This window comes from Proteus sp. CA142267 (assembly GCF_003336825.1).
In the GTDB taxonomy this organism is placed as follows: domain Bacteria; phylum Pseudomonadota; class Gammaproteobacteria; order Enterobacterales; family Enterobacteriaceae; genus Proteus; species Proteus terrae.
In genome coordinates this window covers 599,149-621,823 of sequence record NZ_QPMG01000001.1, presented here as the reverse complement: position 1 = coordinate 621,823, position 22,675 = coordinate 599,149, and the positions used below count along the sequence as shown (strand labels likewise).

Here is a 22,675-nt window from a genome sequence, read left to right as displayed (position 1 = left end):
GGTGAAGGCATGTTTAGGTTTCGCAAATTAAAGATATCCACCAGTCTCTATTTATTGCTGATGATGTTTTGCGTTATGCAGGTGATTTCTAGTGGTATTTCGCTAGGGATCGTTCATTTGAATAACGAACAGATCACCAGAGTAGATATAGATACATCTAAGCGAGATGAATTAGGATTAAGTTGGGCATCTTTAATACAAACACGTAATGCAATTAATCGTGTAGCTATTGCAGTGAAAACTGAACAGTCAACGGATTATATTCAATCTATTGAATCAATTGCACTTTCACGTTTGGAAACGGCGAATACACATTTTCAAAATTTCCTTGCTGATATCAATAAAGAGGCAATCCCAACAGAAGAAAAAGAAATCGTTGAAGCAGTAAAAAACGATTACCACGTTTTATACGGTGCCTTAACTGAATTACATAGCATGTTAAAAAACGATAACTTCCAAGGTTTTTTAGATCAACCAACAGAACGTTATCAAACTGCAATGGAAAATTCATTTAACACCTATATGAATTATGTTCAGACAGAAATTACTGAATCTATAGAGCAAGGACATCGATCTTATACTATTGCTATCTTGATGTTTATCGGTGCAATAGCGATGGTTATTGTTGTATCAATCGCTGCTCATCGCTGGCTAAATTTTAATATCATTAAACCTTTTGCAAGTTTAAGCCGTTATTTTAATGATGTTGCTACCGGTAAATTAAATCGTGAAATTCTTGTCTTCACCGATGATGAAATAGGGGATGTATTTAGACGACTACGAGATATGCGTGGTGAGCTCGCGCGTTCTATTCGTATCGTTCGTGATAACAGCCATGCTATGTATTCTGGCATTCAAGAAATTTCCAAAGGAAATACGGATTTATCCTCAAGAACTGAACAACAAGCTGCTTCGTTAGAAGAAACTGCGGCAAGTATGGAAGAGTTAACAGCAACGGTAAAACAAAATGCTGATAACGCCTTGCAAGCGAGCAAGCTAGCAGAGTCTGCTTCTGAAACAGCCATACGTGGTGGAAAAATCACGCATAGTGTTGTTGAAACCATGGATGCGATTACACAAAGTTCTCAAAAGATAGGGGCTATTATCAGTGTGATTGATGGTATTGCGTTCCAAACCAATATATTAGCACTTAACGCAGCGGTTGAAGCTGCGCGCGCAGGTGAACAAGGGCGTGGATTCTCTGTTGTTGCTGGAGAAGTTCGTAACCTTGCTCAACGTAGTGCTGATGCTGCAAAAGAGATCAAATTATTGATTGATGAATCTGTTTTACGAGTCTCTCAAGGTTCTCAACTCGTTAATAATGCAGGGCAGACAATGGAGGAACTCGTCACATCAGTAAATAAAGTCACTGAGTTAATGGCAGAAATCGCCTCAGCTTCTGATGAACAAAGTCGAGGTATTCACCAAGTCGCTGATGCAGTCAGTCAGATGGATCAGGTGACACAGCAAAACGCTGCTTTGGTGGAGCAATCAGCATCTGCTGCCGCAGCATTGGAAGATCAGGCTAATAATCTTGTTGATGCTGTATCGGCATTCGAGTTGCCTGACACGGATGAGAGTAATTCCTCTTCATCCCTAGAAGGTAATGGGTTGAAAAAAGCAGATAAAAAATCATTTTTTAAAAAGACCCATTAAAAACAATGAAACGTAATGTTACTGAAGTCTTATCAGATATCGCTGCTCAACCGTTGGATATTTTTACCCAACGGTTCATGTTGTCCGATGATCAGTTCCAATCTATATGCCAATTGATTTATCAAAAGGCAGGTATTGTGCTGACTAACAACAAAAGGGAGATGGTTTATAACCGTCTCACTAGGAGGTTACGTGAATTACGGATGAATAACTTTGGTGACTATCTTGCGTTTCTTAAAAGTGATATACGCAACCCTGAATGGCAAGAGTTTGTAAATGCTTTAACAACCAATCTCACTGCATTTTTCAGGGAAGCGCATCATTTTCCTATTTTGGCAAAACATGCCAGAAAAAGAGCAGGAGGCGTCTACCGAGTATGGTGTGCAGCAGCATCTACTGGAGAAGAACCTTATTCAATTGCGATGACTTTACGCGATGTTTTTGGGAATAACCCTTATAAAACCAAAATTATTGCCAGCGATATCGATACTAATGTGTTGGATAAAGCACGAAAAGGTGTTTACCGACAGGAAGAGCTTAAAACTTTAAATGATGAATATTTGAAAAAATATTTTCTCAAAGGTGTCGGCGATTTTGAAGGATACGTGAAAATTAGACAGCAAATTAGCGAGATGGTCTCTTTTCAGTATTTGAATTTACTCGACAAGCAATGGGATCTAGAAGGCAGTTTTGATGCGATTTTTTGTCGTAATGTCATGATTTATTTTGACAAAGCGACACAACAAACCTTACTTAACCGCTTTACCTCATTACTTAAGCCAGACGGAATGCTGTTTGTTGGACATTCTGAGAATGTAAGCCAGCTTAGCAAGGATTTCTACTTGCATGGGCATACCGTTTACGGGCTGACACCAGCAAGGAGAGGTTATGAATAAAATAACGGTACTCTGTGTTGATGATTCGGCGTTAATGCGTCAAATCATGCGAGAAATCATCAACAGTCATAGCGATATGGAAGTTGTTGATTGTGCACCAGATCCTATAGTGGCTCGTGACTTAATAAAAAAGTACAACCCACAGGTATTAACGTTAGACGTTGAAATGCCACGTATGGATGGTATTGATTTCTTGGAAAAACTGATGCGATTAAGACCAATGCCTGTCGTTATGGTCTCATCATTGACAGCAAAAGGTTCAGAAGTGACGTTAAAAGCGTTAGAACTGGGTGCGGTTGATTTTGTGACTAAACCACAGCTTGGTTTGCGTGAAGGTATGATGGCTTATAGTGAACTGATTGCTGAGAAAATTCGAGCCGCAGCACTGGCACGGATTAATCGCCGAGAAGTACAAGCAACGCCTTCTAAATCATTGTCATTTACACCGATGATTTCGAGTGAAAAGTTGATTGCTGTAGGTGCATCGACTGGTGGCACAGAGGCTATTCGTAATTTTCTAGAACCATTACCTATTACCAGCCCTGCGATATTAATTACGCAACATATGCCCGCAGGGTTTACACACTCATTTGCAGAACGATTAAATCGTTTATGCCAAATTAGTGTAAAAGAAGCAGAAGACGGCGAACGTGTATTACCTGGGCATGCTTATATTGCGCCAGGTGATTATCACATGGAGCTTCGTCGTAATGGTGCTAACTACCAGATCCACATTAATAAAGAGCCAGCAGTAAACCGTCATCGTCCTTCTGTCGATGTGCTATTTAGGTCAGTCGCAAAATATGCGGGACGTAATGCTATCGGTGTGATTTTAACCGGAATGGGCAGTGACGGTGCTGCAGGTTTATTAGAAATGCGTCGTGCTGGTAGTTATACCTTTGCACAAGATGAAGCGAGTTGTGTCGTCTTTGGTATGCCTCGCGCTGCGGTTGAATTAGGCGCAGTAGACGAAGTGAAAAGCATAAGCGCAATGAGTAAAGCGGTGCTGATGAAAATCAGCAGCACACAATCATTGCGTATCTGATTAAGTTCAGTTTAAAAAGCAACACAGTAATTTGCCGATATATTTTGAAGGAGTTTTCAATGGCAAGTAAGGATCTGAAATTTTTAGTGGTTGATGATTTTTCAACAATGCGCCGCATAGTTCGTAATTTGCTAAAGGAATTAGGATTTACGAATGTAGAAGAAGCAGAAGATGGTGCTGACGCGTTAGCTAAATTACGCAATTCGGCAATTGATTTTGTGATCACAGACTGGAACATGCCAAACATGGATGGTCTAGAGCTTCTTAAAAATATTCGTAGTGACGCGGGACTTGCAGCAACACCAGTGTTAATGGTGACCGCTGAAGCTAAAAAAGAAAATATCATTGCAGCAGCGCAAGCTGGTGCAAGTGGATATGTTGTTAAACCTTTTACAGCAGCAATTCTTGAAGAAAAACTAAATAAAATTTTTGAAAAACTGGGCATCTAAGGAGTCGCAATGAGTGGGAATCCAATTATGCCGAAAGATAATATTGAAATGACATCTGATATTATCAGCCGGATCGGACAATTGACGCGGATGTTACGCGACAGTTTGCGAGAATTAGGATTGGATAAAGCAATAGCCGAAGCAGCAGAAGCCATCCCTGACGCTAGGGAACGACTGGACTATGTTGCTCAAATGACCGCTCAGGCAGCTGAGCGTACATTGAACTGTGTTGAAGCTGCGCAGCCTAAACAGGATGCGTTAAGTTCCGATGCGACTAAGCTTACTGAACGTTGGGACCAATGGTTTGAACAGCCAGAAGAGCTGAAAGATGTACGCTCTCTTGTAACCGATACCCGCAATTATTTGCGGGATATCCCTGAGAGTACGGCTTTTACTAACAGTCAGTTATTGGAAATTATGATGGCACAGGATTTCCAAGATCTGACCGGCCAGGTAATTAAACGCATGATGAGTGTCGTTCAAGAAATTGAAAAACAACTCGTGATGGTATTAATGGAAAACCTGCCACCAGAGCAACTTGAAAAGTCTAATGTGAAGAAAGAGACCGACTCTTTATTAAATGGTCCACAGGTTAATAAAAACAACGCTGGCGTGATCAAAAATCAAGATCAAGTTGATGATTTACTAGAAAGTTTAGGTTTCTAACCTTCTAATGAGTTTTAGGGCGATAAGGACGTTGAGATATGCAGGACGCATTCGCTCTATGCTCAGCTCTTTTAGGATTGTGTATTTTATGGATAAAAAATCACGTAATAATGCTTTAATAGCACACGCTATTGAAGAAAATGTAAGCCGCTTTTTTTAAGCGGCTTTTGAAGTTGTTGAAATAAACATCAAAAGTAAAATTGCTCAATTTTGCTGTGAATTTTGCTGATTTCCTTATAATCAGCGTCAATATTGTCTATATCTTCATTTTTATCATTCGGTTGTTTTTTAAATGCATACTGTCATAGCCCAAAAAGCCCTGTAAATTTGCGATTGTTCAGCCCATCAATTTCCTCTGAATTTGTCATGCTTAGAGTCATTTCATTCATGCTTTTAATCTCAATATCTAAATCGGACAGACTGTGGCTGAAGATAGCGATCTCGAAAAAACAGAGGACCCCACACCCCATAAACGGGAAAAAGCCAAAAAGGATGGACAAATTGTCCGTTCTAAAGAGCTATCGTCCGTATTAATGATCTTGGGTGGTGTGAGTTTGCTGTGGATGAGTGGTGGGTTTATCACTCGTGGGCTACATGCCATGTTAACAGAAGGGTTTACGTTTAATCATCACCTTATTGGTAATGAGAATTTGCTGATCCCTCGATTTGGTAGCTTGATTAAACAAGCCGTGTTTGCGCTATCACCGGTGTTTTTGGGTTTAGTGCTTGTGGCAATTGGTGGCTCTGCTTTATTAGGCGGGATTAACTTTAGTAGTAAATCCATTAAGTTTGATCCGAAAAAATGGAACCCTATTTCTGGGTTAAAGCGCATTTTTTCAATGAATGCGTTAGCCGAGTTATTTAAAGCGATACTGAAATCAACTTTTGTGGGGATCGCAGCAACCGTTTTTTTATGGCACAACTGGAACGATATTCTTCATCTGATCACGCTTCCACCACTGAGTGCACTAGCGAATGCGATGCAACTACTGATTTTTGCCGTCTATATCACGGTTTTTATGCTGATCCCGATGGTGGCATTCGACATTATTTTCCAAATTCGTAGCCATTTGAAAAAGCTACGCATGACGCGCCAAGAAATTAAAGATGAATTTAAACAGCAAGAGGGTGATCCGCAACTTAAAGCGCGTATCCGTCAGCAACAACATGCAATGTCTCGCCGCCGAATGATGGCGGATGTACCGAAAGCTGACGTTATTGTTACGAACCCAACACATTATGCTGTTGCACTGCAATATAACGACAAAATGACTGCTCCTAAAGTTTTAGCAAAAGGTGCAGGGGCTATTGCGTTAAAAATTAAAGAGATTGGTGCAGAAAATCGAATTCCGCTTCTAGAAGCGCCACCGCTTGCTAGGGCGTTATATCGTCACAGTGAAATAGGCCATGCAATACCTTCAACCCTCTATGCTGCGGTTGCAGAGGTACTTGCATGGGTTTATCAACTGAAACGATGGAAAACCGAAGGTGGTTTAAAACCTAAACAACCTATGAACTTGCCAGTGCCTCCCGCACTGGACTTTGCTGGAGAAGATAATCGTCATGGCTAATTTGGCCTCATTACTCCGCTTGCCGGGAAATTGGAAAAGTTCTCAGTGGCAGATACTGGCAGGGCCAGTGCTTATCTTGTTGATACTGTCAATGATGGTATTGCCATTGCCACCTTTTCTATTGGATTTATTATTTACCTTTAATATCGCACTCTCCATCATGGTGCTGTTGGTTGCAATGTTCACTCGACGTACTTTGGACTTTGCGGCTTTCCCTACTATTTTGCTGTTTACCACGTTGTTACGTTTATCATTAAACGTTGCTTCAACACGTATCATCTTAATGGAAGGACACACAGGGCCAGAAGCGGCAGGGCGCGTTGTTGAGGCCTTTGGCCATTTCCTTGTTGGCGGTAACTTTGCTATCGGTATTGTGGTCTTTATCATCCTTATTTTGATTAACTTTATGGTTATCACCAAGGGTGCGGGACGTATTGCTGAAGTAGGTGCGCGTTTCGTGTTAGATGGAATGCCGGGTAAACAGATGGCAATCGATGCTGACCTGAATGCAGGTATTATCAACGAAGACGAAGCTAAAAAACGCCGTAAAGAAGTTTCATTGGAATCCGACTTTTACGGTTCAATGGATGGTGCGAGTAAGTTCGTTCGTGGTGATGCCATTGCTGGCTTAATGATCCTGGTGATTAACGTGGTGGGTGGTCTTATCGTTGGTGTCGCTCAACACGGAATGGCATTAAACGATGCAGCAACAACTTATACCCTTTTAACCATTGGTGATGGTCTGGTTGCGCAAATTCCTGCATTGATTATCTCAACAGCAGCGGGTGTTATCGTTACTCGTGTTGCAACAGACGAAGACGTTGGGCAACAGATGGTTACCCAACTGTTTGACAATCCTCGTGTTCTACTGTTAACCGCAGGTGTACTTGGTCTGTTAGGTTTAGTGCCGGGAATGCCTAACTTTGTTTTTCTTTTCTTCACCGCAGCATTAGGTGGATTAGGTTGGTATATCTTACGCCGCAACGCCAATCCTGAAGTGCAACAACAAAAAGAGATGGAAGAAGTTGAAAAACAAAACCGTGTTGTTGAAGCTTCATGGGAAGATGTACAACTTGAAGATCCATTAGCTATGGAAGTCGGGTATCGCTTAATTCCAATGGTAGATAACCGCCAAAATGGTGAGTTATTAGGCCGAATTAGTGGTATTCGTAAAAAGTTTGCTCAGGAAACGGGATATCTTCCTCCAGTTGTTCATATTCGAGACAATATGGAATTAAGACCTTCTTCTTATCGCATTCTCATGAAAGGGGTTGAAATTGGTCACGGTGAAGCGCATCCAGGTCGTTGGTTAGCAATCAATCCGGGTAATGCGGTTGGCTCTTTAGAGGGCGATATTACTCAAGAGCCTGCATTTGGTTTACCCGCAGTTTGGATTGATGACAGCTTAAGAGAGCAAGCGCAGGTTCAAGGCTATACCGTTGTGGCTGCAAGTACTGTTATTGCAACGCACTTTAACCATGTATTAGCGAAATACGCATCAGAATTATTTGGTCGTCAAGAAGCACAAATGTTGTTTGATCGGGTGAGTAAAGAGCTCCCTAAAATGACAGAAAATATGATCCCAGATATGCTTTCGCTTACTGTGTTGCACAAAGTATTGCAAAACTTGTTGTCTGAACAAGTGCCTATTCGTGATATGAGAACTATATTAGAAGCTTTAGCAGAGCACGCGCCAGAGCAGAAAGATCCAGCTGAATTAACAGCCGTTGTTCGTGTTGCACTTCGCCGTGCGATCACACAACACTGGTTTGGCGATCAAGATGAAATTCAAGTCATTGGTTTAGATGCAAGTTTAGAGCGTATTCTTGTTCAAGCAATGCAAAGTGGCGGTGGTTTAGAGCCGGGGCTGGCTGAGAATATTGAACAACAAGCAGCAGATGCAGTACGTCACCAAGAGATGTCTGGAGGTGCTCCAGTATTGTTAGTGAATCATACATTACGTTCATTACTGTCACGTTTCTTGCGTCGTAGCCTGCCACAATTAGCCGTATTGTCGAATATGGAAGTTAGTGAAGGTCGTCGCATTCGTATGACGTCGATGATTGGTGGACAACCTCATTAATCATTCATCACTGATAAACTGTTATTAAATCCAAGGCCACTTTATTAGGTGGCCTTTTTTATATTTATAAAACAGAAAGATGTGATGGGGTAGAGAGTCGGAGTTGCATTAGCTTTTTACTCACAACAAAGAGAGAAGTCAGTGCATCAAGAAATAGATAGCTTAGTGATATCTATTTTAATGTGCGGTAATCAAGGTTTAAATAAGAGATGTGCCACAAGAAGATGAGATAAATAACAGCACTGTGTGATCGATTGGCGGCTTTAAAGTCAGAGGTGTTTTATCCGCAATGCAAAACGCCATCAATATTGATGGCGTATCGTGTGAATTCTGATAATTATCGAGAAAACCTAAACTTGAATTTTACGCCCAGCTAGTGTTGATCGCTGTGCTTGCCCATCAGAACCATAAAGGGTTGGGCTGTGGTTCTTCTGCAAAAAACGGATAGCATCACTATTACGAGCGATATGTTGATCGAGCAGTAATCCGTTATGTTGATTCAGATATTTTAACTCCGCCGTAATGTCTATTATCTGTGTCCATAAATCAGATAAGAACGGCAACCCTGTATAAGGTTTTTCTACACCGGCTTGTAGGCTTAGCGTATGACGCTGTTGGTCTGTATGACCTAAAGCCGACAAGACAAAATTCTTCTGTTCAGTTACTTCGTGCAGGGCATTGATATCAATATTACCTGCGCATAATAACTGTTGTTCAGCACGTAAAATACCCGCAATGGTATTAAGCTGCGATAATTGAAGATCTAAAGTCTGGCGGAGTTCTTCCATCATAATCATTAAAATATTATTGAGTTATGCTTTCAGCAGCTTCACGGAAAAGAGCGTCCGCAATTTTACCGCTGTCCATGGTTAATGTTCCGTTGGCAATTGCTTCTTTTAAGCGAGCAACTTTCTCAACGTCAATGTCTTTATTTCCAGGTTGAACAAGTTTTTTCTGAGCTTCACTTAGCTTTACAGAAGTATCGCCTGTTGCAGTTTTTTGTTCAGTCGTTCCCGATTTACGTGAGCCTTGAGTGACTTCACCTGGGTTACGTTGTGCAATTGCGTTAATCGGAAGCAGTGGATTCGCGCGTTCAATACTCATAGGGAAATCCTTTGTTAGGCATCAATTAATAGTCAGATGAAGCCATTGTAAAACAACCTATGTGTTTTCGCCTATCATCTTGTTTCTTTATATCGGCTATAGAATCAAAAACTTTAATCTTAGTCTTCATACTCGTCATACTTCAAGCCGTAGCGGTGTTGACCGCATTCACTCACACTAGTCACACTACTCGTCATACTTCAAGCTGTAGTGTTGTTGGCTACACTCACTCGCACTAGTCACATACTTATGTATGCTCCTAGCGATTCGTTCATTTGTCGCCTAGCTACAACTTGAATTATTTAGAGTATCTATATGCGATGTTTTAAATTATTGTCTAACTACAGCTTTAATTATTTAGAGTGAAAAATGTAGCGCAAGAGAGTTTACCTCGGCTTGCCATAACTGAAACGGGTAACAAGCAATTCAATATAGGCTTATTCTGCTTATCAGCTTAAAGCGGGATACGTACAGAGCCGTTTTCCAGTGCTTCACCGGTGACGATTTGGCCTGATTTAACTCTTACTCGAATAGTTTCATTGGCGACAGCATTGTTTACGGCTTTACCTTCATAACGGATCTGAAAGTGAGGGCCTTGCGCAAATACAGTGACTGTTTGTCCTGCCAAAATAGCCCAAGGGCGACGAACCATTGTGGAAGTTAAAGGTTTTCCTGCGGATATTTGTCGCATTGCGATCGCATTTTTAATTAATGCCGGATCACGTAATACATCATAAGGTAATTTTTCTAATTCACCCGTTGCCATGCTAACGGCAGAAGTTTCAATAATGTCATCACGATTAATGTCTTTTTTCGCGATTAAATATTTACCATTAACGCTAACATCAATTTGAATAAAACGACGTTGTTTATCACACTGAATTGGGATTGAAAGACGTCCCCAATTACGGGCACCAGCATGACGTTGGATCTCTTGTGTTTGGCAGACAGGCCATTTATCTTCTGGTGTTAAAACTGTCACAGTCACTTTATCGCCTTGTTGATGAAGTGCGACAAAGAAATCTTGTAGTTCTTCAGGGAGTGATTTCGCGACACTTACATTCACCATAAAGAAAAAAGAAAATAGACCGATAAGAGTTCTAACTAACATAATTTGTATCACCTTACAGAGTTGATGCTAATTGTGCGTTTGCCATTATTTAGCAATAACAGTGTACATCGACTTTGCACGCCTTAAACGCATAAATAGCAATCCAATTTACGCCTATTCCTCCAATCATCTTTTTTTTGAGCGTTTATTCTGTCAACTGAAATTGTTTTATCAGCTGAGGTAAGTGGCTTAGCCACCAAGGATAGAAGATGCTCGATAAATTAGAAAATACGTTTCATTTTCAACAAGAAGCGCTATCAATACGCAATAAACGCCAAGAAATTCTCGCTGCGAATATCGCTAACGCAGATACCCCAGGGTTTCAGGCTCGTGATATTGACTTTGCTTCTGAATTGAAAAAAACCATTGAAAATGGACGCTCAGGTACTCATGGCATGCAATTGGCTATGACATCTGAACGCCATATCCCGATCAAACCCGGTTATCGCTTAGAAGCGGACTTACTCTATCGCGTGCCTCATCAAACTGCGATGGATGGTAATACCGTGGATATGGACATGGAACGTAGTAATTTTGCTGACAATAGCCTTAAGTATCAGGCTGATGTGACATTTATTAACTCGCAAGTTAAAAGCATGATGGCTGTATTGCAACAGTAGGGTAAAGAGCATGTCTTTATTTAGTATTTTCGATATTTCAAGTTCAGCACTTTCAGCGCAATCACAGCGTTTAAATGTGAGTGCCAGCAATATGGCAAACGCTGACAGTGTTGCGGGTCCAGATGGCGACCCTTATCGTGCAAAACAGGTTGTTTTTCAGGTAAACGCACCTGCTGGTCAAGAAATTGGTGGTGTTCGTGTCACTGAAGTGGTGGATGATCCTGCGCCATTTCGTATGGAATATCAGCCGGGGCATCCCTTTGCCGATGAAAAAGGGTATGTACGTATGCCAAATGTTGATGTTGTGGGTGAAATGATTAACACCATCTCTGCATCAAGAAGCTACCAAGCTAACGTTGAAGTCATGAACACGGCAAAATCACTGATGCAAAAAACACTGATGATAGGTCAATAGGGAGAATAAATTGTGGGTATTTCCTCCTCAATGATTGAACCTTATGATAATACCATTATCGGGGATGCTCCTTCTTCATACCATACGAAAAAAAGTGGTAGTGATGATATTAAAGGGAATTTCCTGACACTTCTCATCACCCAGATGAAAAATCAAGATCCAACAAACCCAATGCAAAATAATGAGTTAACTTCCCAATTAGCTCAGATTTCAACCGTTGAAGGCATTGAAACACTGAATAAAACAGTGAATAACATTGTTGGGCAGATTGACCAAAGCCAGGCGTTAAAAGCCTCTTCACTGGTGGGACGAGGTGTTATGGTCTCTGGGAATAAAATTGTTGTCTTTCAGCCAACCGACGGTAAAGGTGAGACTGAAAAACCCGGTGATGGGGATGAGACCATTCCAACACCTGACACTCAAAATGAAAAAACACGTCAGCAAATGGGAACGTATAAAGCAGATGGTACGGACCAAAATACGCCTGACAGTGAACACCTTTTTTCAACACCTTTTGGTTTTGAATTACTCAGTCCAACCGATTCTCTTACGATAAACATCACTAATGCGAGTGGTGTGACCGTTCGTACAATCAATATGGACAAAAAGATGCTACCGGATGTTTATAACTTCTCTTGGGATTGTACTGATGAAGATGACAATCCTGTTCCACCGGGAAGTTATAAATTTACCGTTAACGCCACGCTTAATGATGCTCAGGTCCCTGTTAAGACACTGAATTATGCGCTGGTGAATAGTGTGTCCATGGTCGATGGTGGTGCCCGCCTTGATGTTGGCTTAGGTAATACCGTTTCATTGGATGAAATTCGTCAGGTTCTTTAACTAACACATATTCAACTTGGAGGGCGCATGTCCTTTTCACAAGCAGTAAGTGGTTTAAACGCAGCAGCCGCTAACTTAGATACTATCGGTAACAATATTTCTAACTCCGCAACCTACGGTTTTAAAGGTGCAAACGTTTCTTTTGCTGACGTTTTCGCCGGTTCAGGTGCAGGTCTGGGTGTTAAAGTTGCGGGTATTAGCCAAAACTTTAAAGATGGTAGTATCACAACCACTAACCGTCCAACAGACGTGGCGATTTCTGGCGGTGGTTTTTTCCGCATTGAAGACCAAAACGGCGGTGTTTTCTATTCACGTAACGGTGAATTTGGTAAAAATAAAGACGGTTTCCTGACCAATATGCAAGGTATGCGTGTAACAGGTTACCCAGTACAAGTTGTTGATGGTAAAAATGTTGTTCAAAAAGGGGCGACACCAACACCTATCGTTATTCCTACCGATATGATGAATGCCAGTGCAACAGACAAAATCAATATGGCGGTTAACCTGAATTCAGGTGAAGAGAAACCTGCTAAAACGCCATTTGATTCTAAAGATGGTGATACTTATAACTTCAGTACTAACGTTACCACTTACGATAGCCTAGGTAATGAACATAACCTGAACTTATTCTTTGTAAAAACTAATGACAATGAATGGAAAGTTTATGGGCAAGATACGTCAACTAAAACAGCAGGTGGTGCGCCAACACCTCATCAAGATTTAGGCACTTTAAAATATACCAATGCAGGGGTGCTAGATAGTTATACAAAGACCGATATGAATATTGCCTCTTTGAATGGCTCTGCTGCGGGTACTATCGAATTGGATTTCACTGGTAGCACTCAGCAAAAAGTCTCTGAATCCAGCGTATCTAAATTAGCTCAAAACGGTTACCAAGCGGGGGAATTCACCAACTTCCGTATTGAGCAAGATGGTTCAATCATGGCGACTTACTCAAACCAACAAAGCCAAGTTGTTGGTCAAATCGCATTAGCTAACTTTGCAAACGCAGGTGGCTTAAGCTCACAAGGCGACAACATGTGGTCTGAAACTAACGGTTCAGGTTCACCAATCGTCGGTGTTGCAGGCTCTGGTGTTTTCGGCAAATTAACCAATAACGCATTAGAAGCGTCTAACGTGGATATGAGCCAAGAGTTAGTTAACATGATCGTTGCTCAACGTAACTATCAATCAAACGCACAAACCATCAAGACTCAGGATCAGATCCTGCAGACTCTGGTTAGCTTGCGCTAATAACGTCGGAAATAATCTGTTATGGATCATGTGATTTATACCGCGATGGGCGGCGCCAGACATTCGATGGAAAATCAAGCTGTCGTGGCGAACAACTTAGCAAACGCATCAACGCCGGGATTCAAAGCGCAGCTTAGTGCAATGCGAGCCGTACCTGTCAATGGCGATACCTTACCGACTCGTACATTAACGGTAGCATCAACGCCAGGTAGCGATCAGAGTCAAGGAACGATGAACTATACCGGCCGATCAATGGACGTTGCTTTAAGTGATAACGGCTATTTAGCGGTTCAACTTGAAGATGGTACTGAAGCCTATACCCGAAACGGGAATATCCAACGTAACGCTGACGGTATGTTGATGGTACAAGGTCGTTTGTTAATGGGCGATAACGGTGCAATTGAAGTACCTGCTCAAGCAAATGTCAGTATTGCCAATAACGGTATTGTGACTGCGCATGTGCCTACTGATCCACCAAAAATGCTGGGTCAAATTGGTCGTCTGAAAATGGTAAAACCAGAGCAAAACGATTTAGTTCGTGGCGATGATGGTTTATTCCATTTATCTCAGCAAGGAACAGTGCGTGCGGGTGAGCAATTACCTGCGGATGATAGCGTCAAGGTGTTAGCTGGTGTGTTAGAAGGCAGTAATGTTAATCCAGCAGAAGCTATGGTCGATATGATAGCAAACGCAAGACGTTTCGAAATGCAAATGAAGGTTATTCATAGCGCTGACGATAATGCGCAACGAGCTAACCAATTGCTATCACTGAGTTAAATAGTGTAAGGGGAAAACCATGATCCGTTCTTTATGGATTGCTAAAACTGGGTTGGATGCACAACAGACAAACATGGATGTGATTTCCAACAACCTCGCAAACGTCAGCACCAATGGTTTTAAACGCCAACGTGCGGTTTTCGAAGATTTACTGTATCAAACCATTCGCCAGCCTGGTGCGATGACGTCTGAACAGACAAATGCACCTTCAGGCTTACAAATTGGTACGGGTGTTCGTCCGGTTGCGACTGAGCGTTTACATAGTCAAGGTAATTTGGCTCAAACTAATGGTACTCGTGATGTTGCTATTAAAGGACAGGGTTTTTTCCATGTCCAGTTACCTGATGGTACAGACGCTTATACCCGTGATGGCTCTTTTCAAATGGATCAAAATGGGCAATTAGTCACCACCAGTGGTTTCCAAGTTGTGCCCGCAATTATTCTTCCTGAAACTGCGAAAAAGGTCATGATTGGTCGTGATGGTACAGTCAGTGTTGAGATTGAAGGCTCCCCTGCGCCACAACAAGTGGGCCAATTGACACTAACTACCTTTATTAATGACAGCGGATTAGAAAGTGTCGGTGAAAACTTGTACTTAGAAACCGCAAGTTCTGGTGCACCTACTGAAAATGCCCCAGGTATCAACGGCGCAGGCTTGTTGTATCAGGGATATGTTGAAACCTCTAACGTTAACGTAGCTGAAGAGCTGGTCAATATGATCCAGACTCAACGTGCTTATGAAATTAACAGTAAAGCGATTTCAACATCTGATCAGATGCTACAGAAACTAACGCAACTCTAATTTCGTTTGTTCATTAGCCTGACAGGGTTTCCTGTCAGGCGTATTACTAAAAGAGTATCGAAGATGGATACAAAGGTCATTACTGACAATTCTGGGGCAAGAAAGCTTAGTGTCAGATGGCGTCGTCATCAACGTTTAGGTACCGCCCTGTTGGTACTGACACTGTCGGGATGCGCATATATACCCAAAAAACCGTTAGTGGAAGGCAACACAACGGCGGTTCCAACGGCACCGACTGCACCGGCACCCAATGGCTCTATTTTTCAGGCAACTCAGCCTGTTTATTTTGGCTATCAACCTTTATTTGAAGATAGACGTCCTCGAAATATAGGCGATACGCTGACTATTACATTGCAAGAGAATGTCAGTGCAAGCAAAAACTCATCTGCAAATGCCAGCCGTAATGGTAAAGCGGGATTCCTTGCTGCGATTACGCCAGGATTCTTGGAAGGGGTGTTTGGTAATAAACGTACAGATATGAGTATGGAAGGAAATAGTGACTTTGGCGGTAAAGGTGGCGCAAATGCAAACAATACCTTTAAAGGCACCATTACAGTTACCGTCGATCAGCTTCTTGCCAATGGAAACCTGCATGTTATTGGCGAAAAGCAAATTGCTATCAATCAAGGTACTGAATTTATCCGTTTCTCAGGTGTTGTGAACCCAAGAACTATCAGTGGTACTAATACCGTAAATTCAACCCAAGTTGCTGATGCGCGTATTGAATATATCGGAGACGGTTATATCAATGAGGCACAGTCTATGGGATGGCTACAACGCTTCTTCTTAAATGTATCACCTTTTTAATGAGTAGGGTCCAGATGAAAAAAATAGCGATGAGCCTTTTCTTTATCGTGATGACATGTGTCGGTTTTTCCGCTCATGCCGAACGGATCAGAGATCTCACCTCTGTTGAAGGGGTAAGAGAAAATGCGCTGATTGGTTATGGTTTGGTTGTGGGATTAGATGGAACGGGTGACCAAACAATGCAAACCCCGTTTACCACGCAAAGTCTGAATAACATGCTCTCACAATTGGGGATCACAGTACCACCCGGCACCAATATGCAATTGAAAAACGTTGCTGCGGTAATGGTAACTGCAAAATTACCGCCTTTTGGTCGTACAGGGCAATCCATCGATGTTGTTGTTTCATCCTTAGGTAATGCAAAAAGCTTACGTGGTGGTACGTTGCTGATGACACCGCTAAAAGGTGTTGATAATCAGGTTTATGCTTTAGCACAAGGTAATATTATTGTCGGAGGAGCAGGTGCATCTGCAGGTGGTAGTAGCGTTAAAGTTAACCAGTTAGCGGGTGGACGCATTAGCAGCGGCGCTATCATTGAACGTGAACTGCCTTCGCAATTTGGTCAAACAGGTCTGCTGAACTTACAACTGAATGAAGAAAACTTCACGTTGGCACAACACATCTCTGACACTGTTAATAAATTACGGGGTGTGGGTACTGCTATTCCTTTAGATGCACGTACAGTTCAATTACGTGTTCCTATTGGTAAAAGTGAACAAGTACGTTTCTTGGCTGAAGTACAGAATCTTGAAATTAAACGTGTTGTTGCAGATGCAAAAGTGATCATCAATGCAAGAACGGGTTCTGTTGTGATGAATCGTGATGTGACATTAGGAAGCTGTGCGATTGCTCAAGGTAATCTTTCCGTTACGGTTGATAGCCAAGTGAATGTAAGCCAACCTAATACTCCGTTCGCGGGCGGTAGCACTGTTGTAACGCGTAATACCAGTGTGAATATGAGTGAACAAGGTGGCTCATTACAGAAAGTGAATGCAAGCGCAAGCTTAAACGAAGTGATCCGCACATTAAATGCACTTGGTGCAACACCAACAGATTTAATGTCAATTTTGCAAGCAATGGAAAGCGCGGGTTGCTTACGTGCGAGATTGGAGATTATCTGATGAAAGATTTATCTCTGCTTTCTTCAATGCCAGCGATGTCAGCGCCAGCATATGATAGTAATGCATTGAATAAACTTAAATATCAGGTTGGACAAAATGCTGATCAGCAAGGGCTGCGCCAAGTGGCGCAGCAACTTGAAGGTGTTTTCGTTCAAATGATGTTAAAAAGCATGCGTGATGCTATTCCTCAAGAAAGCATGTTCAACTCAGAAAGTACCAAGATGTACACCTCTCTTTATGATCAACAAATCGCTCAAGACTTATCACAAAAAGGCTTGGGCTTTGCTGACATGATAGAAAAACAACTTTCTGCCAAAGTCACGATGGAGCCTAGCGAAATGGCGGGTAAAACACCGATGCCATTAGATGGTAGTGATATTTTTCAATCCATGCCAACACAAGCCTTGGGGCAAATTTATCGTGCTATGCAGCCTTATCAAAATGTCGTTGAAAGCACGATTGGTAAGCTTAAGGGCTTATCTGAAAGTAGTGCTTCTTTTGCATCAAAACTGTTAGGGCCTGCGAAACAAGCCACAGAAGGTACAGGTGTACACCATCTTTTAGTTGTTGCTCAAGCTGCGCTTGAATCCGGTTGGGGTAAGCGTGAAATTCTAACCGGTGACGGCAAACCAAGTTATAACCTGTTTGGTATCAAAGCAGGAAGTAGCTGGAAAGGGCCTGTCACGAATATCATGACAACGGAAGTGATTGATGGTAACTCGATTAAAATGCGTGATAATTTCCGTGTTTATGGCTCCTATGTTGAAGCTATTCAAGATTACCTCAGACTTATCACTGAAAGCCCTCGTTACGCCAAAGTACCTCAAGCTCAAACCCCTGAACAAGCGGCTTACCGTATTCAAGAAGCGGGTTATGCCACCGATCCGGGTTATGCGAAAAAACTGGTTTCAATTATTGGTCAATTAAAAGGAAGTGGTGAGCAAGTTGCTAAAACTTATACTCACGATTTAAGCGACCTATTTTAATCATTTTCCCCTCAAGTTTAGAGGGGAAGAACCGATAATAAAGACCAGAGCATTCATATCAATTGCCCAGTTATGCTCCGTACATACGGGAGATGACTAAACGTAAAAGGATAGACAAATGTCCAATAGTTTAATTAATACAGCGATGAGCGGACTTAATGCGGCACAAGCTGCGATGAGCACTATCAGTAATAACATCGCTAATCAGAAAGTTAGTTGGTATAACCGTCAAATGACAGTATTTAATGAAAACGGGGGTACGATGACCGGTAATGGCTATATCGGTAATGGCGTAAACGTCAGTCGTATTCATCGTGAGTACAATGAATTCCTGGCTGGTCAATTGAATCGTGCCGTGACTAAGCAAAGCGCCCTAAATAGCTATACTAAAAACATCTCACAAATTAATGATTTGTTAGCAGATAAAGGGAATGATGTTTCGAGTGCAATTGACGAATTCTTTACTAGCTTACCAAACGTAACCAATAATGCAGAAGATAATCCTGCACGTACGACAGTTATTGGTAAAGCAGAAGCCATGGTTAATATGTTTGCAAAAGCAGACCAATCATTGCGTGATCTGGAAAAAGATATCAATAGTCAGGTGACGAATACCTCTAAAAATATCAATGAATATACAAAGCAGATTGCCAAATTAAATAACGAAATTAGTCGTTCTAAAGGCTTTAATGGCGCTGATCCGAATGACTTATTAGACCAACGTGATCGTTTAGTTCAAGAATTGAATACATTAGTGGATGTTCAAGTTACACAACAAGACGGTGGTTTTGTTAACGTGACATTTGCTAATGGTTTACCGTTAGTTTCTGGTACACGCGCTTATGAAGTGTCCGCTATTCCATCAAACAAAAACAGTGAACGCCTTGTTATTGGTTATAGCAATGGTATTGATGAAGTTCGTGAAGTGGATGCAAAACGGATTAAAGGCGGTGAACTTGGTGGTGCATATCGTAGCCGTGAAGAAGTATTAGATCCAAGCCGTAACCAATTAAATCAATTAGCATTAGTGTTGGGTGATCAATTTAATAAACAACACGAGCAAGGTTTTGATTTAAATGGCGACAAAGGTGAGAAATTCTTCGACCTTGGTGGTGCTCATGTCATGCCTAACGGTAAAAATAAAGGTGATGCTAATTTTACTGTTGAATATGCAGATACGAAACAAGTTAAAGCAGCCGAATATACAGTTAAGTATGAAAGTGGCAAATGGAACGTCACGGTAGAACCGGGCAACCGTAAATTTGAAGCAACTCCTGATGCTACAACCGGTGAATTGAAATTCGAAGGCATGAGCATCAAGGTCAATGGTACAGCACAAGAAGGTGATTCCATTGTTGTTCAATCTGTAGGTAATGTGATTGCTGGTATGGGTGTTGCAATTACCGATCCAAGTAAGATTGCGGCAGCAGGCTCTAAAGATACTGGCCCAAGTGATAACGAAAACATGAAAAAACTGTTTGAGTTACCTGATGAAAAAATTATTGATGGTAAAACAACAATTGCTGGTGGGTATGGCTCATTGATCAGTATGGTGGGTAATAAAGTCAATACAGCACAAGTTGATTTTGATGCACAGACCTCAATCACCAAAAGTATTCAGTCTCAGCAACAATCTGTTTCTGGTGTGAACTTGGATGAAGAATACGGTGAAATGTATCGTATCCAAGAATATTACATGGCAAATGCTAAAGTTATTCAAACAGCAAATACCATGTTTGATGCGATTATGCAGGTTTTATAAGCCTCATGAATTAAGGAATAAATTGTGCGCTTAAGTTCAAATCAAATATTTTCCCAGCGAATGGATAATATCACCAGTTCGCAAAGCAAATGGATGACTGAAGGAAATAAAATCTCCAGTGGTCGTCGTGTTGAAAAACCATCAGATGATCCAATGGCGGCTTCTCAAGCCGTTATGGTTAAGCAATCTGAATCACGTAACCAGCAATATGCAACAGCGCGTGGGTTTGCAAAAAACAGTATGTCTTTGCAAATGAGTTTAGCCAGTCAAATGGTTAATATTACAACTAAAATTCAAGAAACGCTGGTTGCTGCGGGTAATGATGCAACATTAAGCGATGAAGACCGCTCATCTCTTGCTGATCAATTACAAGGTTTAAAAGATCAGCTAGTGGGGATTGGTAATACAAAAGATGGTGTGGGTCGCTATATTTTTGCCGGTTTCCAATCAGATAAACCGCCTTTTGTGGCTGATGCAACAGGCAAAATCACCTACCAAGGTGGTGATAAACAAATTACCCAAAAAGTAGATAGCAATATTGAAATGGTCACTAACTTCACTGGGATTGAAACATTACAATCTTCAGGAAGTAAAGGAACAGCACCAGATATTTTTGAAGCATTAGATGGTGCTATTACTGCATTACGTGAACCTTTAACAGGTAAACCACAAGCTGATCGCGATGCAGCATTAGAAAAAATTGATGCTGCAAACCGCGTTAACCGTGCAACGTTAAATAATATTTCAAGTGTAGAAGCTAAATTAGGTTTACAACTTCAAGAGCTTGATAACTTAGATGATTTAGGTGCGGATACTTCTTTAAGAAATGCAAAGCGTTTAAGTGAACTGCGTGACTTAGATTGGACACAAGCGATTTCAGATTATTACCAAGAAGAGTCTGTATTACAGGCTTCTTATAAGGTCTTTAACGACATGAAAGATATGTCGATGTTCAAAATGTATCGCTAATTATTTAGTATCGTTTTAAGATATTTTGATATCACCCCTGGTATTTATTTATCAGGGGATTTTTTTATTTATTAAAAGCAATAAACTATATTTTCTTTTTTAGTGCTAAGAATAAGATTTTGTCTTGAGTCGAAGAAGCTTTGAAACCATGATGAAGGTAGAAATGTTTTGCGTTTTCAGTTAAAGCATGAACCATAATCGCTCTAACACCAATGTTTTCAGCTACATGATGACAACGCAAAACTGCATCTCTTAACAAATCGGCACCAAGACCTTTTCCATGAAAAGTTTTATCAACAGCAAGTCTAGCTAAAATGATCACGGGTATTGGGTCTGGCATATTGCGACGAATATGACTCATTGCTTCAGTATGGTTAACACTACCTGTTGCTAAAGAATAGTACCCAACAACACGTTTTTTATTTTTTTCACAGACCACAAATGTACGGGATGCACCTAAAAATTGGTTTTTTAAACCTCTTTGTTTTATCCAGTTATCTAATACATTTTCACTACTATAAAAATCAGCCACTTCATGTGAGTTTGATAACGGCTCAGGTGCTGTTACTTTTCCCATAATGGTTTTCTCATTAATAACTTTTCAAGAGCAGGGTCAATATCAACCGGCGCATCAATAATTTCTATAAATTCCGCATATTGAGCATCATTTAAATTAAAGGTTCTACGGTCTAAAATGACGTCTTCAGCAGCTTGGCATGCTGTCTCAAGAATAAAGTCAGTACGAGATTTATGGAGAATTTCAGCAGCAGTATCAATAAGTGCGCGTTGTGATTCTTTAGCGCGAATATTGAGTTGTACATCAGCTTTCATATCACGCCTCCTTGTATAGCAATTGATATACATTGATTGTAGAATAAACAAACAATATTAGCTACAAAAAAACCGATAAATTTTAATTCGAGGACTGCGATTAAAAATCAGTCGATTTAAATCTCAAGAAACCAGCTGTTGTAATATTAAAGTGATGCGATTAAACGTATCGCTAAAGACGCGCTCTGTAAATACAGGTAATGCAGGCATAATCATAGATAATGCTAACATACCGATAGTCAGCGTAAGAGGGAAACCAACCACAAAGACAGAAAGCTGTGGTGTCATACGGTTTAGAATACCTAATGAAAGGTTAAGTACTAAAAGTAGGGTGATTAATGGCATGGCTAGCATCATACCGTTAATAAAGATTGTGCCACCACTTTGAACTAAGGTAAGAATACCTAAAGAGTTAAAAGTCTGATTTCCAATAGGAACAACATAGAACGTATCAACTAATATAGACAATAGCCATAAATGACCATCAAAGACCATAAATAACAGCATTGTTAGCATATTAAAAATACGTGCCAGAATAGGCATATTAGGGCCACCTGATGGATCGACGAAGGTGGCGAATGAAAGCCCCATCTGTAAACCAATCACTTCGCCGGCATGACGAACAGACGCGAACGCCAACTGCATCGATAACCCTAGAATTGTGCCAATCAAAATTTGTTGCAACAGCACCCAAAAAGCAATAAGCGAGAATAAAGGCACATTACTTTGTGGTAAGCCCGGTGCAACTAATGCAGTAATCAAAAAGGCGAGTGCAATGCGAAATTTTTTAGGTGTTTGTTTTTCACTAAATAACGGTGCAGTGCTAAAAAGGGCGAGTATACGCACAAATGGCCAGAAAAAATCACTAATGTAGCCGTTAAGCATTTCACTGGTCAGGGTTATCATT

Annotated in this window: 24 protein-coding genes; 18 read left to right on the top strand and 6 right to left on the bottom strand. The window is 41.1% G+C overall.

Going from position 1 to position 22,675, the window contains the following annotated elements; translation table 11 throughout:
* Window positions 1–9 precede the first annotated feature (9 nt).
* The 7 genes from C0T34_RS02900 (at window position 10) to flhA (ending at window position 8,366) form a co-directional block, all read left to right on the top strand.
* Entirely contained in the window at window positions 10–1,656 is a 1,647-nt protein-coding gene (locus C0T34_RS02900; RefSeq protein ID WP_098942415.1) for a methyl-accepting chemotaxis protein, read from the top strand.
* Window positions 1,657–1,661: 5 nt separating this feature from the next.
* On the top strand, window positions 1,662–2,552 hold the full coding sequence (gene cheR / locus C0T34_RS02895; protein WP_088495210.1) for a protein-glutamate O-methyltransferase CheR: 891 nt from the start codon (window positions 1,662–1,664) through the stop codon (window positions 2,550–2,552).
* On the top strand, window positions 2,545–3,597 hold the full coding sequence (locus C0T34_RS02890; RefSeq protein ID WP_098942416.1) for a chemotaxis response regulator protein-glutamate methylesterase: 1,053 nt from the start codon (window positions 2,545–2,547) through the stop codon (window positions 3,595–3,597). The genes cheR and C0T34_RS02890 overlap by 8 nt, the downstream gene beginning before the upstream one ends.
* Window positions 3,598–3,656: 59 nt before the next feature.
* The gene (cheY, locus tag C0T34_RS02885) at window positions 3,657–4,046 is read left to right on the top strand and encodes a chemotaxis response regulator CheY (protein WP_023581807.1); all 390 of its coding nucleotides are present in this window, start codon (window positions 3,657–3,659) and stop codon (window positions 4,044–4,046) included.
* A 9-nt stretch (window positions 4,047–4,055) separates the two neighbouring features.
* On the top strand, window positions 4,056–4,712 hold the full coding sequence (cheZ, locus tag C0T34_RS02880) for a protein phosphatase CheZ (RefSeq protein WP_075673040.1): 657 nt from the start codon (window positions 4,056–4,058) through the stop codon (window positions 4,710–4,712).
* A 422-nt stretch (window positions 4,713–5,134) separates the two neighbouring features.
* Complete coding sequence (gene flhB, locus C0T34_RS02875) at window positions 5,135–6,283, top strand: flagellar biosynthesis protein FlhB (protein ID WP_036912700.1); 1,149 nt, start codon at window positions 5,135–5,137, stop codon at window positions 6,281–6,283.
* Complete coding sequence (gene flhA / locus C0T34_RS02870) at window positions 6,276–8,366, top strand: flagellar biosynthesis protein FlhA (protein WP_098942417.1); 2,091 nt, start codon at window positions 6,276–6,278, stop codon at window positions 8,364–8,366. The genes flhB and flhA overlap by 8 nt, the downstream gene beginning before the upstream one ends.
* Window positions 8,367–8,716: 350 nt before the next feature.
* On the opposite strand, the gene flgN is transcribed toward flhA, so the two are convergent.
* The 3 genes from flgN to flgA form a co-directional block, all read right to left on the bottom strand.
* Window positions 8,717–9,157 (bottom strand): flagellar export chaperone FlgN, encoded by a 441-nt coding sequence (gene flgN, locus C0T34_RS02865; protein ID WP_098944065.1) that lies wholly within the window; start codon window positions 9,155–9,157, stop codon window positions 8,717–8,719.
* Window positions 9,158–9,170: 13 nt separating this feature from the next.
* Complete coding sequence (gene flgM, locus C0T34_RS02860; protein ID WP_075673036.1) at window positions 9,171–9,470, bottom strand: flagellar biosynthesis anti-sigma factor FlgM; 300 nt, start codon at window positions 9,468–9,470, stop codon at window positions 9,171–9,173.
* Window positions 9,471–9,924: 454 nt separating this feature from the next.
* Window positions 9,925–10,581 (bottom strand): flagellar basal body P-ring formation chaperone FlgA, encoded by a 657-nt coding sequence (gene flgA, locus C0T34_RS02855; protein WP_098942418.1) that lies wholly within the window; start codon window positions 10,579–10,581, stop codon window positions 9,925–9,927.
* Between the two features lie 209 nt (window positions 10,582–10,790).
* Here flgA and flgB point away from each other — a divergent pair, with 209 nt between their 5' ends.
* The 11 genes from flgB (at window position 10,791) to flgL (ending at window position 20,937) form a co-directional block, all read left to right on the top strand.
* Window positions 10,791–11,201, top strand: a complete 411-nt coding sequence (gene flgB / locus C0T34_RS02850; RefSeq protein ID WP_098942419.1) for a flagellar basal body rod protein FlgB — start codon at window positions 10,791–10,793, stop codon at window positions 11,199–11,201.
* A gap of 10 nt (window positions 11,202–11,211) precedes the next feature.
* A complete protein-coding gene (gene flgC / locus C0T34_RS02845; protein ID WP_023581815.1) occupies window positions 11,212–11,616 on the top strand; it encodes a flagellar basal body rod protein FlgC in 405 nt (134 codons plus the stop codon).
* Between the two features lie 12 nt (window positions 11,617–11,628).
* Entirely contained in the window at window positions 11,629–12,459 is an 831-nt protein-coding gene (locus tag C0T34_RS02840) for a flagellar hook assembly protein FlgD (protein ID WP_098942420.1), read from the top strand.
* A gap of 27 nt (window positions 12,460–12,486) precedes the next feature.
* Window positions 12,487–13,713, top strand: coding sequence for a flagellar hook protein FlgE (gene flgE / locus C0T34_RS02835; protein ID WP_109849670.1), 1,227 nt, complete (start codon window positions 12,487–12,489; stop codon window positions 13,711–13,713).
* 21 nt (window positions 13,714–13,734) lie between these two features.
* The gene (locus C0T34_RS02830; protein WP_088495218.1) at window positions 13,735–14,490 is read left to right on the top strand and encodes a flagellar basal body rod protein FlgF; all 756 of its coding nucleotides are present in this window, start codon (window positions 13,735–13,737) and stop codon (window positions 14,488–14,490) included.
* A gap of 19 nt (window positions 14,491–14,509) precedes the next feature.
* On the top strand, window positions 14,510–15,292 hold the full coding sequence (gene flgG / locus C0T34_RS02825; protein WP_036935743.1) for a flagellar basal-body rod protein FlgG: 783 nt from the start codon (window positions 14,510–14,512) through the stop codon (window positions 15,290–15,292).
* A 63-nt stretch (window positions 15,293–15,355) separates the two neighbouring features.
* Window positions 15,356–16,099, top strand: coding sequence for a flagellar basal body L-ring protein FlgH (locus C0T34_RS02820; RefSeq protein WP_088495220.1), 744 nt, complete (start codon window positions 15,356–15,358; stop codon window positions 16,097–16,099).
* A gap of 14 nt (window positions 16,100–16,113) precedes the next feature.
* Entirely contained in the window at window positions 16,114–17,220 is a 1,107-nt protein-coding gene (locus C0T34_RS02815) for a flagellar basal body P-ring protein FlgI (protein WP_098942422.1), read from the top strand.
* On the top strand, window positions 17,220–18,206 hold the full coding sequence (flgJ, locus tag C0T34_RS02810; RefSeq protein WP_098942423.1) for a flagellar assembly peptidoglycan hydrolase FlgJ: 987 nt from the start codon (window positions 17,220–17,222) through the stop codon (window positions 18,204–18,206). The genes C0T34_RS02815 and flgJ overlap by 1 nt, the downstream gene beginning before the upstream one ends.
* Before the next feature lie 118 nt (window positions 18,207–18,324).
* Window positions 18,325–19,968, top strand: coding sequence for a flagellar hook-associated protein FlgK (gene flgK / locus C0T34_RS02805; RefSeq protein WP_098942424.1), 1,644 nt, complete (start codon window positions 18,325–18,327; stop codon window positions 19,966–19,968).
* Between the two features lie 24 nt (window positions 19,969–19,992).
* Window positions 19,993–20,937: a flagellar hook-associated protein FlgL gene (gene flgL, locus C0T34_RS02800; RefSeq protein ID WP_087802138.1), complete on the top strand. Its 945-nt coding sequence runs from the start codon at window positions 19,993–19,995 to the stop codon at window positions 20,935–20,937.
* Window positions 20,938–21,022: 85 nt separating this feature from the next.
* Here the strand turns inward: flgL and C0T34_RS02795 are convergent, their stop codons facing one another.
* From C0T34_RS02795 to fliR, 3 genes are all read right to left on the bottom strand, one after another.
* Window positions 21,023–21,514, bottom strand: coding sequence for a GNAT family N-acetyltransferase (locus tag C0T34_RS02795; protein ID WP_075673025.1), 492 nt, complete (start codon window positions 21,512–21,514; stop codon window positions 21,023–21,025).
* On the bottom strand, window positions 21,502–21,768 hold the full coding sequence (locus C0T34_RS02790) for a DUF1778 domain-containing protein (RefSeq protein ID WP_075673024.1): 267 nt from the start codon (window positions 21,766–21,768) through the stop codon (window positions 21,502–21,504). Before C0T34_RS02790 ends, C0T34_RS02795 begins: the two co-directional genes overlap by 13 nt.
* Window positions 21,769–21,891: 123 nt before the next feature.
* Window positions 21,892–22,674: a flagellar biosynthetic protein FliR gene (gene fliR, locus C0T34_RS02785; RefSeq protein ID WP_098942426.1), complete on the bottom strand. Its 783-nt coding sequence runs from the start codon at window positions 22,672–22,674 to the stop codon at window positions 21,892–21,894.
* Between the last annotated feature and the right edge of the window lies 1 nt (window position 22,675).

What these genes read in the sequence shown, in the direction of transcription:
- flgC (WP_023581815.1), top strand. Translation starts at nt 11,212, where the DNA reads ATGTCTTTATTTAGTATTTTCGATATTTCAAGTTCAGCACTTTCAGCG.
- flgJ (WP_098942423.1), top strand. Translation starts at nt 17,220, where the DNA reads ATGAAAGATTTATCTCTGCTTTCTTCAATGCCAGCGATGTCAGCGCCA.
- C0T34_RS02820 (WP_088495220.1), top strand. Translation starts at nt 15,356, where the DNA reads ATGGATACAAAGGTCATTACTGACAATTCTGGGGCAAGAAAGCTTAGT.
- C0T34_RS02900 (WP_098942415.1), top strand. Translation starts at nt 10, where the DNA reads ATGTTTAGGTTTCGCAAATTAAAGATATCCACCAGTCTCTATTTATTG.
- flgM (WP_075673036.1), bottom strand. Translation starts at nt 9,470, where the DNA reads ATGAGTATTGAACGCGCGAATCCACTGCTTCCGATTAACGCAATTGCA.
- C0T34_RS02830 (WP_088495218.1), top strand. Translation starts at nt 13,735, where the DNA reads ATGGATCATGTGATTTATACCGCGATGGGCGGCGCCAGACATTCGATG.
- cheY (WP_023581807.1), top strand. Translation starts at nt 3,657, where the DNA reads ATGGCAAGTAAGGATCTGAAATTTTTAGTGGTTGATGATTTTTCAACA.
- cheR (WP_088495210.1), top strand. Translation starts at nt 1,662, where the DNA reads ATGAAACGTAATGTTACTGAAGTCTTATCAGATATCGCTGCTCAACCG.
- C0T34_RS02790 (WP_075673024.1), bottom strand. Translation starts at nt 21,768, where the DNA reads ATGAAAGCTGATGTACAACTCAATATTCGCGCTAAAGAATCACAACGC.
- flhA (WP_098942417.1), top strand. Translation starts at nt 6,276, where the DNA reads ATGGCTAATTTGGCCTCATTACTCCGCTTGCCGGGAAATTGGAAAAGT.
- fliR (WP_098942426.1), bottom strand. Translation starts at nt 22,674, where the DNA reads ATGATAACCCTGACCAGTGAAATGCTTAACGGCTACATTAGTGATTTT.
- flgB (WP_098942419.1), top strand. Translation starts at nt 10,791, where the DNA reads ATGCTCGATAAATTAGAAAATACGTTTCATTTTCAACAAGAAGCGCTA.
- flgA (WP_098942418.1), bottom strand. Translation starts at nt 10,581, where the DNA reads ATGTTAGTTAGAACTCTTATCGGTCTATTTTCTTTTTTCTTTATGGTG.
- C0T34_RS02795 (WP_075673025.1), bottom strand. Translation starts at nt 21,514, where the DNA reads ATGGGAAAAGTAACAGCACCTGAGCCGTTATCAAACTCACATGAAGTG.
- flgE (WP_109849670.1), top strand. Translation starts at nt 12,487, where the DNA reads ATGTCCTTTTCACAAGCAGTAAGTGGTTTAAACGCAGCAGCCGCTAAC.
- flgN (WP_098944065.1), bottom strand. Translation starts at nt 9,157, where the DNA reads ATGATGGAAGAACTCCGCCAGACTTTAGATCTTCAATTATCGCAGCTT.
- C0T34_RS02890 (WP_098942416.1), top strand. Translation starts at nt 2,545, where the DNA reads ATGAATAAAATAACGGTACTCTGTGTTGATGATTCGGCGTTAATGCGT.
- flgK (WP_098942424.1), top strand. Translation starts at nt 18,325, where the DNA reads ATGTCCAATAGTTTAATTAATACAGCGATGAGCGGACTTAATGCGGCA.
- C0T34_RS02815 (WP_098942422.1), top strand. Translation starts at nt 16,114, where the DNA reads ATGAAAAAAATAGCGATGAGCCTTTTCTTTATCGTGATGACATGTGTC.
- cheZ (WP_075673040.1), top strand. Translation starts at nt 4,056, where the DNA reads ATGAGTGGGAATCCAATTATGCCGAAAGATAATATTGAAATGACATCT.
- flgG (WP_036935743.1), top strand. Translation starts at nt 14,510, where the DNA reads ATGATCCGTTCTTTATGGATTGCTAAAACTGGGTTGGATGCACAACAG.